Source organism: Nocardia terrae, assembly GCF_009760405.1.
GTDB classification, from domain to species: Bacteria; Actinomycetota; Actinomycetes; order Mycobacteriales; family Mycobacteriaceae; genus Nocardia; species Nocardia terrae.
This window is the reverse complement of the sequence record NZ_WRPP01000009.1, coordinates 185,212-202,893: the sequence shown is the minus strand read 5'-3', so window position 1 is coordinate 202,893 and position 17,682 is coordinate 185,212. Positions and strand designations below refer to the sequence as shown.

At 70.4% G+C, this 17,682-nt stretch carries 17 protein-coding genes; 7 read left to right on the top strand and 10 right to left on the bottom strand.

Annotation, left to right across the window (positions count from 1 at the left end; translation table 11 throughout):
- Window positions 1–174: 174 nt before the first annotated feature.
- Entirely contained in the window at window positions 175–1,719 is a 1,545-nt protein-coding gene (locus GPX89_RS35345; protein ID WP_328602663.1) for a multicopper oxidase family protein, read from the top strand.
- Between the two features lie 30 nt (window positions 1,720–1,749).
- Here GPX89_RS35345 and GPX89_RS35340 read toward each other — a convergent pair whose 3' ends face one another.
- A complete protein-coding gene (locus tag GPX89_RS35340; protein ID WP_157392079.1) occupies window positions 1,750–2,652 on the bottom strand; it encodes an alpha/beta fold hydrolase in 903 nt (300 codons plus the stop codon).
- Between the two features lie 31 nt (window positions 2,653–2,683).
- Window positions 2,684–5,800 carry a crotonase/enoyl-CoA hydratase family protein gene (locus tag GPX89_RS35330; protein WP_328602662.1) on the bottom strand — a complete coding sequence of 1,039 codons (3,117 nt, stop codon included), beginning with the start codon at window positions 5,798–5,800 and terminating at the stop codon, window positions 2,684–2,686.
- A gap of 229 nt (window positions 5,801–6,029) precedes the next feature.
- Here GPX89_RS35330 and GPX89_RS35325 point away from each other — a divergent pair, with 229 nt between their 5' ends.
- On the top strand, window positions 6,030–6,302 hold the full coding sequence (locus GPX89_RS35325) for an ArsR/SmtB family transcription factor (protein WP_407939529.1): 273 nt from the start codon (window positions 6,030–6,032) through the stop codon (window positions 6,300–6,302).
- Window positions 6,303–6,311: 9 nt separating this feature from the next.
- Window positions 6,312–6,791: an SRPBCC family protein gene (locus GPX89_RS35320; protein ID WP_157392078.1), complete on the top strand. Its 480-nt coding sequence runs from the start codon at window positions 6,312–6,314 to the stop codon at window positions 6,789–6,791.
- 7 nt (window positions 6,792–6,798) lie between these two features.
- Here the strand turns inward: GPX89_RS35320 and GPX89_RS46080 are convergent, their stop codons facing one another.
- From GPX89_RS46080 to GPX89_RS35285, 7 genes are all read right to left on the bottom strand, one after another.
- Complete coding sequence (locus tag GPX89_RS46080; protein WP_198347742.1) at window positions 6,799–7,695, bottom strand: GNAT family N-acetyltransferase; 897 nt, start codon at window positions 7,693–7,695, stop codon at window positions 6,799–6,801.
- Window positions 7,696–7,826: 131 nt separating this feature from the next.
- Window positions 7,827–8,009, bottom strand: coding sequence for a hypothetical protein (locus GPX89_RS35310; RefSeq protein WP_157392076.1), 183 nt, complete (start codon window positions 8,007–8,009; stop codon window positions 7,827–7,829).
- A 50-nt stretch (window positions 8,010–8,059) separates the two neighbouring features.
- A complete protein-coding gene (gene mshC / locus GPX89_RS35305) occupies window positions 8,060–9,298 on the bottom strand; it encodes a cysteine--1-D-myo-inosityl 2-amino-2-deoxy-alpha-D-glucopyranoside ligase (protein ID WP_157392075.1) in 1,239 nt (412 codons plus the stop codon).
- A 170-nt stretch (window positions 9,299–9,468) separates the two neighbouring features.
- On the bottom strand, window positions 9,469–10,248 hold the full coding sequence (locus GPX89_RS35300; RefSeq protein WP_157392151.1) for an SCO1664 family protein: 780 nt from the start codon (window positions 10,246–10,248) through the stop codon (window positions 9,469–9,471).
- On the bottom strand, window positions 10,245–10,835 hold the full coding sequence (locus GPX89_RS35295; protein ID WP_157392074.1) for a DUF3090 domain-containing protein: 591 nt from the start codon (window positions 10,833–10,835) through the stop codon (window positions 10,245–10,247). The genes GPX89_RS35300 and GPX89_RS35295 overlap by 4 nt, the downstream gene beginning before the upstream one ends.
- A gap of 26 nt (window positions 10,836–10,861) precedes the next feature.
- Window positions 10,862–11,596 (bottom strand): histidine phosphatase family protein, encoded by a 735-nt coding sequence (locus tag GPX89_RS35290; RefSeq protein WP_328602660.1) that lies wholly within the window; start codon window positions 11,594–11,596, stop codon window positions 10,862–10,864.
- Between the two features lie 16 nt (window positions 11,597–11,612).
- Window positions 11,613–12,563 carry an undecaprenyl-diphosphate phosphatase gene (locus GPX89_RS35285; RefSeq protein WP_157392073.1) on the bottom strand — a complete coding sequence of 317 codons (951 nt, stop codon included), beginning with the start codon at window positions 12,561–12,563 and terminating at the stop codon, window positions 11,613–11,615.
- A gap of 326 nt (window positions 12,564–12,889) precedes the next feature.
- Between GPX89_RS35285 and GPX89_RS35280 the strand changes: the two genes are divergently transcribed.
- The 4 genes from GPX89_RS35280 (at window position 12,890) to GPX89_RS35265 (ending at window position 17,293) form a co-directional block, all read left to right on the top strand.
- The gene (locus GPX89_RS35280) at window positions 12,890–13,849 is read left to right on the top strand and encodes an aldo/keto reductase (RefSeq protein WP_157392072.1); all 960 of its coding nucleotides are present in this window, start codon (window positions 12,890–12,892) and stop codon (window positions 13,847–13,849) included.
- A 20-nt stretch (window positions 13,850–13,869) separates the two neighbouring features.
- The gene (locus GPX89_RS35275; RefSeq protein WP_157392071.1) at window positions 13,870–14,904 is read left to right on the top strand and encodes a heme/hemin ABC transporter substrate-binding protein; all 1,035 of its coding nucleotides are present in this window, start codon (window positions 13,870–13,872) and stop codon (window positions 14,902–14,904) included.
- A gap of 392 nt (window positions 14,905–15,296) precedes the next feature.
- Entirely contained in the window at window positions 15,297–16,454 is a 1,158-nt protein-coding gene (locus GPX89_RS35270; RefSeq protein WP_157392070.1) for a FecCD family ABC transporter permease, read from the top strand.
- Window positions 16,451–17,293 (top strand): heme ABC transporter ATP-binding protein, encoded by an 843-nt coding sequence (locus GPX89_RS35265; RefSeq protein ID WP_157392069.1) that lies wholly within the window; start codon window positions 16,451–16,453, stop codon window positions 17,291–17,293. Before GPX89_RS35270 ends, GPX89_RS35265 begins: the two co-directional genes overlap by 4 nt.
- A 38-nt stretch (window positions 17,294–17,331) precedes the next feature.
- Here the strand turns inward: GPX89_RS35265 and GPX89_RS35260 are convergent, their stop codons facing one another.
- Window positions 17,332–17,682 (bottom strand): YrdB family protein, encoded by a 351-nt coding sequence (locus GPX89_RS35260; protein WP_157392068.1) that lies wholly within the window; start codon window positions 17,680–17,682, stop codon window positions 17,332–17,334.

Below are 17,682 nucleotides of genomic sequence, written 5' to 3'. Positions count from 1 at the left end.
GGTAGAGAACCGCCGACTCCCGCGCCGCACACGGGTCGCGATAGCACAACAGTTGCCCGGCCACAAGACACCGGTGGCCGCGATCAGCATGCCGAACCCGGCCCCGAGGAGGAGTCGCCGTGCGCGCGGGCACCGCAGGCTGGAAGCGACCGACCGACCCGAGGAGCACCACCCGTGATCTCGCGACGACGCCTGCTCGTCACCGCCGCCGCCCTGCCGCTGGCCCTGACCGCCGCGGGCTGCACCCGCAGCAACGGCGCACCCACCGCACCCGGCACCCGCGCGCTGCCCATCCCGCCGCTGGCCGACTCGCACGTCGACGGCGCGGGCGTGCGCCACTTCAGCCTCACCGCCCAAGCCGGGCACAGCGAGATCAAACCCGGAATCTCCACGCCCACCTGGGGTTACAACGGATCCATCCTCGGACCCACCCTGCGCGCGCGACGCGGGGAGACCGTCTCGGTCACCGCCGTCAACACCCTGCCCGAGCCCACCAGCGTGCACTGGCACGGCATGCACGTGCCCGCCGCCTGCGACGGCGGCCCGCATCAGATGCTCGCCCCGGGCGCCACCTGGACTCCGAGCTGGCGCATCGACCAGCCCGCCGCCACCCTCTGGTACCACCCGCACCCGCACGGCGCGACCGAGAAACACGTCTACCGCGGACTGGCCGGGCTGTTCTACCTCGACGACGAGCTCAGCGACGGCCTCGACCTGCCGCGCCGCTACGGCCTCGACGACATCCCGGTCATCATCGCCGACCGCCGCTTCACCGCCGACGGACAGCTCGACGAAACCCCTTCCAGTAGTTACGGACTGCTCGGCGACACCCTCATCGTCAACGGCGCGACCCCCGGCCATCACGACCTGCCCGCCACCCGCGCCCGGCTGCGCCTGCTCAACGGCTCCTCGAGCCGGGTACTCGAGCTCGGTTTCACCGACGAGCGCGGCTTCGCGCTCATCGCCACCGACGGCGGACTGCTGCCCGCCCCCGTTCCGCTGCACCGCATCCAGCTCAGCCCCGGCGAACGCGCCGAGATCACCGTCGATCTGGACCCCGGCTCGACCACCACCCTGCACGCCTTCCCCCTCACCACCCGCACCGGAATCGACCGCCCGCAACGCTTCGGCTTCGACGACAGCTTCGACGTCCTGACCCTGCGCGCCACCAGCACCGCCACGACCGCGCCCGCCCTCCCCGCCACGCTGGCCGCGATCACCCCCTTCGCGCCCGAGTTGCCCGTCACCCGTGGATTCGACCTGAAATGGTTCATGATCAACGGCGCGAAGATGGACATGAACCGCATCGACCTGACCGTCCCCACCGGCGCCACCGAAATCTGGTCGGTGCGCAACCTCGAGGACTGGCCGCACAACTTCCACGTCCACGACGTCCAATTCCTGCTGCGCGCCATCGATTCCGCCCCGCCTCCGCCACAGCTGGCCGGTTGGAAGGACACCGTCTACCTCGAACCCGCCCGCACCTACGAACTGGCCATGCGCTTCACCGGCCCCGCCGACCCGGCCCACCCGTACATGTACCACTGCCACCTGCTCCGCCACGAAGACGCCGGCATGATGGGCCAATTCCTCATCCTCGACCCCGGCCAGGCCCCCGCCTTCGCCCCCATGGCCGAACACCCGATGCCCATGGGCGACATGGGAACCGGCGACACCGGCACCGGAGACACGGGCACCCACCCGCACGCGGGCCATTGAGCGGTCACGACCGGCGGCTGCGGCCTCGGATCAGTGAGCCGTGGTGGCCGCGCGTAGATGCGGAACGATCAACTCCGCGACCGCCTCCGGGCGTTCGGCCTGCAGGAAATGCCCGCAGTCAGGTAGCTGCGCGTGCTGCACGCCCGCATGCTCTGCAAGCACCCGCTGCAGATCCGGGGACATACAGCCATCGCGCAGCCCGGCCAACGCCAGCGTCGGCAGCGCAGCCGCGGGCGCCATCAGCGCCTCGCTGAACTCGCGAGTGGCCCTGCGCCACACCGTGAACAGCGACCGGTAGTAGCGCGTCGCCGCCCACGCCATCGTCGAGTCGGTGAACACCGCCGCTGTCGGGGCGAACTGGTCCTCGCTGAAATCCCAGCCCGGTGACCACCGTCGCCACAATCCGCGCACGAACGCCGCCTCACCGCGCGCCAGCAGCCGAGGCGAGAACCCCGACTGCATAACCGGGATATAGGACGACAGCAGCATCTGCCGCGGCAGCCACCGCCACATCCCCGGCGCCACCCCACCGCCGAACGGTGGAATCGCCAACAGCGTCAACGACGCCCACCGGGCCGGATCCTGCTTGGACAGAATCATCGCCACGAACGCACCCCAGTCGTGGCCCACCAGATGCGTGCGCGGCGCCCCCAACTGCTGCTGCCAGGCCGCCACATCCGCGCTCACCGCCATCAGGTCATAACGCGCCGACCGCGACGCCGAACCCGGGGTGTAGCCGCGCAGCCACGGCGCCAGCACCTGATACCCGGCCTCCACCAGCAGCGGGATCACCCCGTCCCAGGTATGCGGGGTGTCGGGGAACCCGTGCAACAGCATCACCGGCGGCGCCTCGGCCGGGCCGAAGCGGCGCGCCGTCAGAGTGAGCCCATCCCGTTGCATCGTCAGGGTGGTCTCGGTGAGATCCGATGTCATGACCGTTCTTTCGTGCTCGCTCGCGAAATCCTCAGCGCCCCCGCCACACCGGCGCGCGCTTCTCCACGAAGGCCCGCATGCCCTCCCCCGCGTCCTGGGACGACAACGCCGCCGCCGCGACCTGCCCCTGCTTGCCGAACGCCTCGGCCACCGACCAATCCGGGGCCTGCTCGATGATCTGCTTGCTCGCATCGATACTCAGCGGCGCGTTCACCGCGACCCGCTCGGCCAGCGCCAACGCCGCCTCGAGGGCCTTGCCGGGTTCGGCGACCTGGTTGATCAGCCCGATCTCCGCCGCCCGGGCCGCGCTGATCGGATCACCGGTCAATGCCAGCTCCATCGCCAAGGCCCGGGGCAGCCGCTGGGACAGACGTAGGACACCACCCCCGACCGCGACCAGCCCCCGTTTGACCTCCGGGATCCCGAAACTCGAATCCGAGGCGGCGACAATGAGATCGGCGCTCAACGCCAGCTCACACCCACCCGCCAACGCCGGACCCTCCACCGCGGCGATGAGAGGTTTGCGCGGCGGCACCGACACGATGCCCAGAATGCCGCGCTTCTCGGTCACCGGCACCTCACCCCGCGCCGCCGCCTTGAGATCCATACCGGCGCTGAAATAGCCGCCCGCGCCGGTGAGGATCGCGATGCGCGCGTTCGGATCCGCCTCATAGGCATCGATGGCCCGTTCGATCCCCAGCGCCGTCGCCAAATTGATCGCATTGCGTGCCCGCGGCCGATTGATCGCGATGATCATGATGTGCCCGCGCCGCTCGATCAACACCGGCGCCGGCGGCGGCGCAGGCAACGCGACCCGCGCCAGCCCCGCACGAATCCACCGCCCTTCATCCGCCTCGCCCGCCAAAATGTCGGCATCCACCGCGTCGCCGGATTCTGCAGCACGACTGGGACTTACAGCACCAGCTGATGATTCGGGGCTCGGCACAGAGGCCGGGGTCAGCGTGTCACCGTCGACGGTGACCGCGATGCCCAGCCAGTCCTCGGTGGTGAGGGCGGTCAGGGCCGCGGAATCGGTGGTGCGGACCAGGACTCGCTCACCGGCAGGGGTCAACGCGCTCACGATCGCGGCCTCGGGATGGCCGTCACGGTCGTAGGGCAGGGTGTAGGCCTCGATCACGGCCTCGCCGCGATAGTCGGTGCGGGCCGGGCGGGTCGGGGGATGCTCGATGACCGGGGTCAGGTGCTTGTAGCCGTGGCGGGGTGGGGTGGCCGAATAGACGCCCAGGGCGTGTTTGGTCAGGTACCAGCCCAACGACGTGGCCAGGCCGAAGGACTCGGGGTCGGCGCGCAGACGGCCGACCAGGGTGGCCACGGCGTGGCCGCCGTAGTTGTTGCCGGGGCCGCCGCCGAAGGTCAGGCCGCCGGTCACCGACAGGGGACGCTCCGGGTCGTCGATCGGCAGGCCGAGTTCGCGGGCCGCGATCTGCACCGCGACCGGGAAGCAGGCGTACAGGTCGATGTGGGTGAGGTCTTCGGCGGTGATGCCCGCGTGGTCGAAGACCGCCGCACCCAGGGTCGCGATGGCCGGCGAGGCCGCCAGCTCGGTGCGTTCGCTGACGAACCATTCGTCGGTGCCCGAGGCGCCCGCGTGCAGGAACACCCACTTGTCCTGCGGGATACCCGCCGCTTCGGCGGCGGCCGCGCTGGCCATGATGATGCCCGAGGCCATGTCCACGCTCAGGTTGGCGCATTCGAGTTTGGTGTAGGGCGCCGAGATCATGCGGTTGGCCTCGGTCACCGTCGCGATCTCCGCGGCCGAGAACTCCTGGGGCTGCCAGGCATTCGGATTGCCCGCCGCCACCGCCGACAGCCGCGACCACAACTCGGCCACCGCGGCTTCGTGCTCGGCGGGCGTGCGCCCGAGCCGATGCCGGTTGGCCGATTCGAGCAGCGCGTACATGTTGATCGGGGCCTGCAACCCCGCCGCCGACTCGGCCGCGTTGTTGGCGGGCTTGTCGATGCCGACCGTGCGGGTCGGGGCCACCCCCGAATCCTGGACCGGCCAAGCCAATTCGATGCCCGCACGCTGGGCCGCGGCCTGGGTGGCACCGGCCTCGGCGCCGGTCACCAGCACCAGGTCGTAGTCACCGGCCGCGATGGCGGCGGCGGCCTCGTTGAGCACCAACTGCCCGCCGTCCCCGCCGAAGGGACTCGATTGGACCGTGTCCACCACGCCCGCCCCGACCTTTTTCGCGACCAGCGCCCCCAGGTCCCGGTATTGCCACGAGGTCGGCGCGACCGCGAACACCGCGTCGGCTCGACGCAACAATGCTTCCCCGCCACCGCAATCGGCGGCCGCGGCCCGCAACGCCCGCACCGCCAGTTGCGCCGGATCGGCGTAGCTGGGATCCGGGGTCCGCTGCACCACTTGGCCCACACCGATGAGCACCGGCGTCGTCGGCGCCAGCACCACCCCCGACGCCCGATGACGCACCGCCTTGCGCCCCGGCCGCGCCGACGTGCTCGAGCGGGCCGCGCTCAGCGCCCCCGGCAAGGCCTCGAGCGAATCACGCAGCGAATCACCCAGTCCGCGCGCCACCGTCGCCCCCAACGGGCCCTCGATCGGCTGCCCCGACAATCCGGCATCGACATACACCGTGCACCCGGACCCGCTGGGCGCCACCGTGATCCACAAACCCAGCCCCAGGCCCTGCGGGCCATGCCCCCGCAACACCAGCCCGCTGTCGTCGACCCCGGTCACCGTCCACGCCAGATCCGCCGGAATGCCCATGAACTTGGCCACCTGGGTGTACTCCACCCCGACCGCGGCGTCCCCCGGCGGATCCCCGCGCCAGCCCGCATGGAAGACCACCCATTCCGAAAGCCGCCCCAGCTGCGCCAGATACGCCAGCGTCGCGGCCGCGCCGGTGTCCAGCTCGCGGTGCGCGTGCGCGGTGCGGGTGTAGTCGGCCAGGCCCGCGGGCAGTTCGTGCTCGGCGGGTGCGGGCGCGGATTCGGTTGCGTGGCCGGTGAATCCGGCGATCAGCTCGCGCACGATGCGCGGGTCGCGGCGCACACTGTCGAGCAGCGCACCCCCGGCGCGCAACCCTTTGCGCACGTTCGCGCTCTTGTCGAGCCCTTGTTCGACCACCGCGCGCAAACGCTCGAATCCGGGTACCGCGCTCACGGTTCCACCTCCTCGCCGAGGAATCCGACAACATCGTCCGGCCCTCACGGTATCGGCGCGGCACATCCCCGGGAAGGCAGAACGGCGGTAAACGACCAACTTCGCACCCCCGGCTACCGAACCGGCGGCGGCCTCTTCCACCCCACAACGCGTAAGCGTAGACTTACGGTTCGCGGGTACTTACCAAAGCGCCGCTCTCGACGCCCTCGGAGACCCGACCCGGCGAGCCATCTTCGAACGCCTCGGCCAGGGCCCGTGCGCGGTCGGCGAACTCGCCGGCGAGCTGCCGGTGTCGCGCCCCGCGGTCTCCCAGCACCTCAAGGTGCTCAAGGCCGCCGGGCTGGTCCGCGATCGAGCCGTCGGCACCCGACGCGTCTACTCCCTCGACCCCGTCGGCATCGACGCGCTGCGCGCGTACTTCACCCACTTCTGGTCGACGGCGCTGTCGGCCTTTCGCGACGAAGTGAACCGCCAAGCCTCCACCCCGGAGCACGACACCTGAGGAGCAGCCATGACCCAGCAGATCGATTCCCACGCCGTCACCGTCCAACTCACCGTCGACGCCCCCATCGACAAGGCCTACCGGGTGTTCACCACCGACATGGACACCTGGTGGCCACGCGACCACCACATCGGCGCCGGACCCCTGGCCGAAGCCGTCGTCGAACCCCGCGTCGGCGGCCGCCTCTACGGCCGCGAGACCGACGGCACCGAATGCGGCTGGGGCCGGGTGCTGGTATGGAACCCCAGCACCCACTTCGCCTTCAGCTGGGACATCAACCTGGACTGGAAACCCGAATCCGACCCCGCCGCCACCAGCCGCGTCGATGTCCGCTTCACCGCCGTCGACGCCGAGCACACCACGGTCACCCTCGTGCACTCCGGCTTCGAAAACCACGGCCCCGGTTGGGAAGCCATGCGCGACGCCGTCGCCTCCCCGGGCGGCTGGCCGGGCCTGCAACAGAATTACGCGGTCGTCGTGGCCGCCTGAGCACGGCTCACAGGGTGCGGGTGAACCACACCTGATCGCGCAGCCGCACCCCGTCGTACTCCACCACCGCCGGATACCCGGCCTCCGGGGTGAACACATCGGGCACGACCCGGCTCATCCGGAACCCACAACGCTGATAGAACCGTAGATTCCCGACATCGGCGGTCGCCGTGGCCACCTCCACCCGGGACGCCCCGGCCGCCTCGGCCTCGGCCACCGCCGCCTCGATCAACTGCCGACCCACCCCGGTACCCCGAAACGGTGGCGCCACCGCGGTATTGATGATCTCCCACACCGACTCGTCGGCCTGCGGGGCGGCCTGGACATGACCCACGACCTCTCCGGACCCGGTGCGCGCCACCCACACCCGCCCCCGCTCGATGTAGCGGGCCAGCGACTGCTCGGAATCCTCGGCCAGCCGGAACGACCAGGCGATCTCCGATCGCGGCCCGGTGTACTCCTCGATGCGCACATTCCCCAGCAGCAGACCCTGCGCACCGGGCGGCGGCACGATGATCACCATCCAGCCGTCGGGATCGAGCACCCCGAACGCACCCCGCTCGGGCCAATACGGATTGTCCGGAACCACCTCGGCCACACCGTGATCGGCCAGCCGCTTGCGCAACTCCTCGAACCCCTCCCGCAGATACAGCACCACCGCGTCCTCGGGATCGGCCCGTCGCTCGGGCACCGCCCCGGCCAGGCGCACCAACTCCAGCTGCGCCGAAGCATCCGGCAACCCGAACACGAACCCGCTGTAGTCGGCGTGATCCTCGAACTCGAACAACTGTGGCAGCCCGAGGATCTCGCGATAGAACACCGCACACTCGGCCAACCGGTCGGTCGCCCGCGCGAACCGCGCCGCCGTCAACGACACTCCGATCTCACCCTCGCCAACACCCACAGTCACTCCTCCTCGCCCGGCACCGCCCCCGCATCCCAGAATGCGCGACCCACCGCCGATGGTCGACCGATTTCCCCACCCGCCCCCGAATCTGCGCGGTCCCACCCGCTCTCGCCTCGCGACCATCGAGATCACGCGGAGATCGCCGACTTGTGGATGTTCGGCCAGCCGGACCCCTGCGGGTGCGCGACGATATCGCCGCGACGGTCGATCACCCGCACCGGCACAACCAGACAGCTCTCACGGACGGATATCGACCCGATCACCGCGCCGAGAACTCCCGGATCTCGGACAAGGGGCGCTGAAACACGCACGCGCGGACCCCGATCCGGGCCCGCGCGTGGGGTTCAGCTCGCCGCAGTGCTCACAAGGCGATACCCAGCAGGGCATCCACGGCATCCTTGATCAACCCGGGAGCGCCCGCGTCGGGGCCGCCGTAGGTCAGGGCCTGCTGCGCCCAGGCATCGATCGCCGCGATCGCCTTGGGGGTGTCCAGGTCGTCGGCCAGATGCGCGCGCACCCGCGCCACGGTGTCGGTCGCGTCCGGACCCGAGGCCGGCGCGACCGCCGAACGCCACCGCTCCAGCCGCGAAAGCGCTTCGGCCAGCACCGCATCCGACCATTCCCGATCGGAACGGTAGTGCCCGGCGAACAGGCCCAGCCGGATCGCGCCCGGGTCGGTGCCCGCGCGGCGCAGCTTGGACACGAACACCAGGTTGCCGCGCGACTTGCTCATCTTCTCGCCATCGAGGCCGATCAGCCCGGCGTGCACGTAGTGGCGGGCGAAGCGGCGCCCCTTCACCAGCGCTTCGGCATGCGCGGCGGAGTACTCGTGATGCGGGTAGATCAGATCGCTGCCGCCGCCCTGGATATCGAACTCGGTGCCGATGCGGTTGAGCGCGATGGCCGCGCACTCGATGTGCCAGCCCGGGCGGCCCGCCCCGAACGGCGCCGGCCACGACGGCTCACCCGGGCGTTCCGCGCGCCACAGCAGCGCGTCGATCGGATCGCGCTTGCCCGGGCGGGTCGGGTCGCCGCCGCGTTCGGCGAACAGTCGCTCCATGGTCGCCCGGTCGTAGCCGGACTCGTAGCCGAACTGCTCGGTCGCGTCGTGACGGAAGTAGATATCGGGGAACTCGGCATCGTCGACCACATAGGCCGCGCCCGAGGCGAGCAGCTTGTCCACGAGGTCCACGACCTCCTGCACCGATTCGATCGCACCGATGTAATCGCGCGGCGGGATCACCCGCAGCGCGGCCATGTCCTCACGGAACAATTCGATCTCGCGGGTGCCCAGCGCACGCCAGTCGATACCGTCGCGCTGCGCGCGTTCGAACAGCGGATCGTCCACGTCGGTGGTGTTCTGCACGTAGTGGACCTCGTGCCCGGCGTCGCGCAGCAGCCGGTTGACCAGATCGAAGGCCAGATAGGTGGCCGCGTGGCCCAGATGGGTGGCGTCATAGGGGGTGATGCCACACACGTACATCGTGGCCGTCGCACCGGGGCTCACCGGGCGCACCGTCTTGTCGGCGGTGTCGTACAAGCGCAACGCTGGTCCGGATCCGGGAACGGAAGGGACAGCGGTATCGGACCAGGACTGCATGAATCGAGGTTAACGCCGCGATCGCGGCACAGCCCCGCCACCCCCGCACCGGTGTGCCGCGCGACACCCGACCGCCTCGGCCGACCTGCACCCTAGTCCCGGGCGCACGGGTGTCAAGAGTTGCAATCACGACGAACCGAACGGCACGCCGAACCGGTCGCGTGCTCGAATCAGAAAGCGGGCCAGGGGATCGGGCGCTGACCGGTCGGCAACGGCATCACCGGATTCTCGAGCAGCGCGCGCCCGCGCGCCTCGAGCGCCCCGATCTCGGCGTCGGTGAGCAACGGCGCCAGCCGCTCACCCAGCTCACCCGGCAGCGCCTTCACCAAAACCGTGATATCGGTGAGCAATTCGTCGCCGATCGTCTCACCGGCCCAGCCCCACAACACCGTCCGCAGTTTGGGTTCGGAGTGCAGGCAGATCCCGTGATCCACCCCGTACACGCGCCCGTCGACACCGAGTAGCGCGTGCCCGCCCTTGCGGTCGGCATTGTTGATCAGCACATCGAGCACCGCCATGCGCAACAGCCGCGGATCCTCGGCGTGCACCAGCGACACCGGATGCCCGCCCGGGTCCAGCGCCCGCAACACCTCCCGATAGCCGCCGGGCACCTGCCCGACCGGGCACAGATCCACCAGATCCGGGCCCTCGTCCTCGACGACCTCGATCCAGCGTTGCACCATGCCCGGCCCCAAAGGGCCCTCGCGCAGCACGGTTTCGGGGATCACCCCCCAGCCCAGCGCCTGCGACACCAGGTAGGAGGCCACCTCGCGGTCGGCCAGGGTGCCGTCGGGGAAGTCCCACAGCGGCCGCTCCCCGCGCACCGGCTTGTACACCACCCGCAGGTCCGCCTCGGCGTTCTCGCACACCAGGGTCACATTGCTGGCGGTGGTGACCTGCCCGATCACCGTCAGCTCGGCGGTGGCCAGCGGGTCGTTCACAGTTCTCAGTCCTCGTCGATCTCGTCGGTGGCGCCGAAGATGTCGCCACGCTTGTACCCGTTGGTGCGCACGCACATGTGCCCGGCCGGGGACAACGGCTCCCCGCACAGCGGGCACGGCGGGCGCCCGGCCGCGATCACCCGCGCCGAGCGCAACGCGAACTCCCGCGCCTGACCCGGGGTCAGGAACACCCGCACCGCGTCGGGACCCTCCTCGGTGTCGTCGAGCACCACCGACTCGTCGACCTCGGTCTCGGTGATCGCCAACAACTCCACCACCACCGCGCCCGCATCCGCATCCCAGCCCAAACCCATGGTGCCGACCCGGAATTCGGCGTCGATCGGGGTCAGCAACGGCGCGGTGTCGGCCACATCGGCGGCCTGGGGCGGCACCGAGGTGCCGAAGCGTCGTTGCACCTCGTCCAGCAGCAGACCCATCCGATCGGCCAGCACCTTCACCTGCTGCTTCTCGAGCAGCACGCTGATCACCCGCGGCTCCTGCACGGCCTGCAGGTAGAACGCGCGGTCGCCCGGCTCGCCGACGGTGCCGGCGACGAAACGATCGGGGGTGCGGAAGATATGGATTGCTCGGCCCATTGCACCTCCATTCGGTTCACTCACACTTATGAATCGGGGCGTTCCGCAACCCCATTATCCGTACTGTCGGTGGTACCCGTTTCTCCGCCGGGAACCGGCCCCGAGCGCGATTCGCCGCCGGTTCGCGGTGAAATCGCCGCCAATCCGGACAGATCCGGGCCGGTGTCGTTCACCCGCCAGACGTACGGGGCGGTCGGGGTGTAGCGGATCACGCTGATCGAGGCCGGTTCCACCACGATGCGCTGGAAGCCGTCGAGGTGAATGCCGAAACCGTCGGCCAGCACCGCCTTGATCACATCGCCGTGCGTGCACGCAATCCACAACACATCGCTACCATGCCGGGCCGCCAATTGCCGATCCCGTTCGCGGATAGCGGACACGGCGCGAAACTGGACCTGCGCCAAGGACTCTCCCGAGGGGAACGTGGCCGCCGACGCGTGCCGCTGGACCACCTTCCACAGCGGCTCGCTCACCAGATCCGCGAGTGCCTTGCCCGTCCAGTCGCCGTAGTCGACCTCGAGCAGCCGCTCGTCCGGTTCGGCCTCGAGGCCCAGTTTGTCGGCCAGCGGGGCGACGGTGCGCTGACAGCGCAGCAGCGGGGAGCACACGATCGCTTCGATCGGCAGCGATCCCAGCCGCTCCACCAAGCCGTGGGCCTGCTCGCGGCCGCGGTCGGTCAGATCGACGCCGGCGCTGCGTCCGGCCAGGGTGCGGGCAGTGTTCGACGTGGACACGCCGTGCCGCAACAGGATCACCGTCACCGGGACAGCCTACTGGCTAGGTCGCCGACACGACGCCGGTCGCCAGCAGCACCAGCATCGTGACACCGAGTGCGATGCGGTAACCCACGAACCAGTCCAGCGAATGCCGGGTCACGAACTTCAACAGCCACGCCACCGAGGCATAGCCCACCGCGAAGGACACGATGGTGGCGACCAGTAGCTGCGGGCCCGACGCGTTGAGGCCCTCACCAGCGGGTTCGAACGCGTCCGGCAGTGAGAACAGCCCCGAGGCCACCACCGCGGGAATCGCCAGCAGGAACGAGAACCGCACGGCCGCCTCACGAGTCAGCCCGCAGAACAATCCGGCCGAGGACGTCGCCCCCGAACGCGACACGCCCGGGATGAGGGCCAGGCACTGGGCCAGGCCCATCACCAGGCCGTCGCGGGTGGTGAGCAGCTCGATCGGGCGGCGCGCCCGGCCGTAGGTCTTGCCCGAGTAGTACTCGGCCGCCGCGATCACCACGGCGAAAACGATCAACATGATCGAGATCAGCCACAGATTCCGTGCGCCGGTACGGATCTGGTCCTTGAACACCAGTCCCAGCACGCCGATCGGGACGGTGGCGATGATCACATACCAGCCGATGCGGTAGTCCAGTGCGCGCTGGGTGTCGGGGTCGGGGCCGAAGGAGAAGCGCCCGTCCTCGGTCAGCACCGGCAGCTTGGTGGTCGGCGCGTCGTGGGCGGGCACCAATTCCCGTTGCGGGGCACGCACTTTCATCCAGATCGTGGTGCACCAGGCCACCAGGATGCGCCAGATGTCCTTCGCGAAGTACACCAGCACCGCCGCCTCGGTGCCCAGCTGGGTGACCGCGGTGAACGAGGCGCCCGCGTCGTCACCGAAGAACACCGCCGAGGTGATGCGCAGGTGCGCCGAGGACGAGATCGGCAGAAACTCCGTCAAACCCTGCACCAGGCCCAACACCAGCGCCTGCATCCACGTCATCGACTCGCCCACACACCCTCCAGTCTCCAATCCCGCGACGCCGGTGGACAATTCGATACCACCACGCCCGGGCGCGCCGATGGCGCAGGTGCGCCGCGACAAGCCCGCCGAATAGTAAAGCGACAGTAATGGGTGCCGGGTGTGGTGGCGTGCCCGCCCCCGTCCCGCCCCGGACCGCGGGCGCGCCACACCCCCACCGCGATGTCCGAATTCGGACACGCATACGCGAATTCGCCTCGACCCGCCGCGCTCCCCGCGGGCCGTAGCGGGGTAGACGTGACATGTGCGCCTAGGCTGACGCATGTGACGAAAGTGCAAGCGCGGTGATGGAACAACGCACGGTCGGCCGCAGCGGTCTGCGGGTCTCGCGGCTCGGGCTGGCCACCCACACCTGGGGCCGCGAAACCGACGCCGACGACGCCGCCGCCCAGCTGATGGCGTTCGTGGAGGCCGGTGGCACCCTCGTGGACACCTCCCCCGCCTACGGTGACGGCGCCGCGCAACACATGCTGGGCGAACTGCTCTCCGAGATCGGGCGCGAAGACCTCGTGCTGAGCGGAAACGCCGGATACACACCGATACTCAGTGACGCCCCCGCCGACGCGCCCGCCGCGGTGCGCTGGACCGTGGACGCCTCGCGGCGCACCATGATGCGCCAGCTCGACCACACCCTGACCCAGCTGGGCACCGATCACCTCGACATCTGGTCGGTGGCGGCGTGGGACCCGCACACCCCCCTCGAGGAGATCGCCGACACCCTGTCCTGGGCGGTGCGCTCGGGGCGGGTCCGCTATGCCGGGGCCCGCGGCTACGACGGCTGGCAGCTGGCCACCCTCGCCGCCGCCGCGCCCCTGACCGCCACCCACATCCCCTACTCGCTGCTCGCGCGCGGGGTCGAGCACGAATTCGTGCCCGCCGCACAGCATCACGGCATCGGCGTCATCGCCACCGCGCCGCTGGCCGGGGGCATCCTCACCGGCAAATACCGCGACGGCGTGCCCGCGGACTCGCGCGGCGCCGACGAGGCCACCGCCGCCGAGATCACCGCCGGACTCGACGACCGCGCCGTGCGCGTGGTCGACGCCGTCGTCACCGCCGCCGACGGGCTGGGCACCTCCCCGCTGGCGGTGGCGCTGGCCTGGATCCGCGATCAGCCCGGGGTGGCCTCGATGCTGGTCGGGGCCCGGGACATCGGGCAGCTCACCGGGATTCTGGCGGCCGAAACCCTCGAACTACCGCGCGCGATCGCCGCGGCACTGGGAGACGTGAGCGCACGCACAGAATGAGCAAGGCTACCCTTACCGGCATGAGGTGTCTGGTGAATGCCCGCTCGGCCGTCCGCACGCTGGTGATCATGCTGCTCGGCATCGGCCTGGTCGCGGGCGTGAGCGCCTGCGGCAGCACCTCGACCACCGGCGGGCAACGCGGCCCGGTCACCGCCAGCGTCGGCGACCTCGACCCCGTGGCGCTCACCCCCGAACCCACCCCGACGCTGCCGGTCACGGTGAAATCCTTCGACGGCAGCGACGTCACCGTCACCGACACCAGCCGCATCATCGCCGCCGACCGCTACGGCACCCTCGCCCAGACCGTCGTCGCGCTGGGCCTGCGTTCGAAACTGGTGGGCCGCTCCAATTCCGCGGCCTTCCCCGCGGTCGCCGACCTGCCCACCGTCTCCTCCGGCAGCGGCACCCTGAGCGTGGAAGCCGTTGCGGCACTGCGGCCCACGGTGTTCCTCACCGACACCACCGCCGTCACTCCCGCCCTGCGCGACCAGCTCAAATCCCTGGGCATCACGGTGGTCTACTTCGATTCCAAGCGCACCCTCGACGGCGTCGTGCCCCAGATCCAGGCCGTCGCCGACGCCCTCGGGGTCCCCGACGCGGGCAAGACGCTGGCCAAACGCACCTCCGACGAGATCGCGGCCGCCACCGCCTCCATCCCGCACCAGGACGCCAAACCCAAGATCGCGTTCCTGTACCTGCGCTCCACCGCCATCACCATGATCTTCGGCCCCGGTTCGGGCGCGGAATCGCTGATCGCGGCCATCGGCGGCATCGACGCCGCCACCGCCTCGGGCGTCACCCAGGACTTCCTGCCCATCACCAGCGAAGCCATGATCGCCGCCGCCCCCGACGTCATGCTCGTCATGAGCGACGGCCTGGCCTCCGTCGGCGGCGTCGACGGCCTGGAAAAGGTTCCCGGCGTCGCTCAAACCCCCGCCGGCAAGAACCGCCGCGTAGTCGACATGTCCGACGCCGTCCTGCTGTCCTTCGGCCCCAACACCGGCCGCGTCCTGACCGCCCTGATCAAGGCCGTCTACGGCACCACCAACGCATGACCGATCCACTACCCCCGCAATCGAATTCGCGCACCGCCGCGAGCAACGGAACCACACCGGCCGAGGGTGAGGCGACCAACCCGCCACCGGACACAGCACTGAACACGACCGCGGGACAACAGAATCCGGCACCCGGCACACCGGAGGTCCCGCCATCGCCCGCGAGCACCTCGACCGCGGGCGCGACGGAGGACCCGTCCAAGGCGGGCAGGGTGACTTTCTTCGCAGGCCGACGAAAGAATTCGCCCCCGGCCGATGACAGGGACTCGCAGACCGGCACCGGTAGTCCGGTGAATCCGCCGCGAGAGCCGCGACCGGACCCGCTCGGCGCGGCAGAGTCGGCCGGAGCCGAAGTCGGAGCGGCGGGAGCCGGATCCGGGCGTGGAACCGCAATGGCCGGAGCCGGGCGCGAGACCGCCGACCAAGACGCCCCCGAGTGCAATGAAGCGGTGGTGGAAGCGGTTGCCGCGCAGCGGTTCCCGGCCAGCGTCGACCCTGAACCGACCGGTCGGGGCAGTCGGTCGCGGCTGACGCTGATCTTCGCGGTCGCGTTGGCGGGGCTGGTGGTGCTGGCGCTGATCTCGGCGGGGATCGGGCAGGTGCCTACCAGTCCGGCCGAGGTCGCGGGGAGTTTCTTTCATCGCATCGGGCTGGATTGGGGGCCGCTGCCGCATCATCCGGCCGGGTATGTGACGTTGTGGGAGGTGCGGTTCCCGCGGGTGGTGCTCGCGGTGCTCGTGGGTGCGGCGCTGGCCACCGCGGGGGCGCTGTTGCAGGGCGTGTTCGCCAATCCGCTCGCCGAGCCCGGCGTCATCGGGGTGTCGGCGGGGGCGGCGGTCGGGGCGGGATCGGTCATCGTGATCGGTGGTGCGTTCACCGCGGCCTGGTCGGTGGCCGGGGGCGCGTTCGTCGCCGGGTTGGGCACCACGGCGTTGGTGTATCTGCTCTCGCGTTCGGGTGGGCGCACCGAAGTGGTGACGTTGATCCTCACCGGCGTCGCGATCAATGCCTTTGCCGGGGGCCTGATCTCATTTCTGTTGTTCAAGGCGTCTCCGGCGGCGCGTGACCAGCTGGTGTTCTGGCAGATGGGTTCGCTCAACGGCGCCACCTGGCAGGCGGTCAACGTGGTGTGGCCGCTGACCCTGCTGGGTATCGCGGCCGCGCTGTGGATGGCCCCGCGCCTGGATCTGCTGGCGCTCGGCGAATCCGCGGCCCGGCATCTGGGTGTCGACGTGGAACGGTTGCGGCGCAACATCATCGTGGTCGTGGCGGTGCTGGCCACCGCCGGTGTCGCGTTCACCGGCATCATCTTGTTCGTCGGTCTGATCGTGCCGCATCTGGTGCGCATGCTCGTCGGGCCCGGGCATCGGGTCCTCATCCCGCTCTCGGCGATCCTGGGCGCGGCCGTGCTGGTGGCCGCCGATATCGGGGCGCGCGCTCTGGTCCACAACGCGGATCTGCCGCTCGGAATGATCACCTCGCTGGTCGGCGGGCCATTCTTCTTCTGGCTGTTGCGGCGCACCCGCGCCCGATCGGGAGGCTGGGCATGAGCGGGCTGCGCGGGCTGACAGAGATCTTCCGGCGCGCACCGGCGATGCCCGAAACCCACGAACCGGGCACCGCGACCCTGCGAGCCCGCAAGGTCAGTGCCGCCCGCGGGGAGCGCACCGTCCTCGACAGTGTGGACTTCGATGTCGTGGCCGGGCAGATCGTGGCGCTGGTCGGACCCAACGGCGCAGGCAAATCCACGCTGCTGGCCGCCCTGGCCGGTGAGCTCGACCTGACCGGGGGCAGCGTCGAACTCGACGGGCACGCCCTGACCCACTGGACCCACCTGGACATGGCGCGCCGGCGCGCGGTGCTGCCGCAGTCGCACACCGTCGGATTCCCGTTCAGCGCACGCGAAGTCGTGGCCATGGGCCGGGCCCCGTGGGCGCGCACCCCGCGCCAGGACCACGACGACGCGGCGATCGCGACCGCCATGGCGGCCACCGACGTCACCCGCTTCGCCGCCCGCCCGTTCCCGGCCCTCTCCGGCGGTGAACGGGCCCGGGTCGCGCTGGCGCGGGTACTGGCCCAGGACACCGCGACCCTGTTGCTCGACGAACCCACCGCCGCACTCGATCTCGGCCACCAGGAGCAGGTCCTGCGCCTGGCCCGCGAGCGCGCCACGGCGGGCGCGGCGGTCGTGGTCGTGCTGCACGATCTCGGGGTCGCCGCCGCCTACGCCGACCGGGTCGCCGTGCTCGAGGCCGGGCGCATCGCCGCCGACGGGCCGCCGCGCGAAATCCTCACCCCCGCACTGCTGTCGCGCGTCTACCAGCATCCGGTCGACGTGTTCGACCATCCGGTCACCGGCGCGCAACTGGTGCTGCCGGTGCGCGGCTGAACGCCCGAATCCCGGCCTCGCAGGCCGGGATTCGGGGCTCACAGCTGCTGCTGACCCCACACCAGTCGCAGCACGCCGTTGACCAGCCACACCGCGAACATCACGACCCCGGCGAGCGGGGACCAGGCCAGGCCCAGCAGGATCGAGGCCGCCCCGAACCAGAGCACCTCCAAAGCGACTCGCCGCCAACCGGTCTGCGGGTAGCGAGGCTCGTTGGCGGCCCCGAACAGCGCCCACACCACCACGAACACCGCCGGAGCCGCCACGGCCAGCAGGATCCGCACCCACACCGGCGCCGACACGGTCGCACCCCACCAGATGGCCGCCCCCAGCACGCACAGTTCCAGCAGGAACATCACCAACAGGTTCGCGCCCTTGAGCACGCTCAT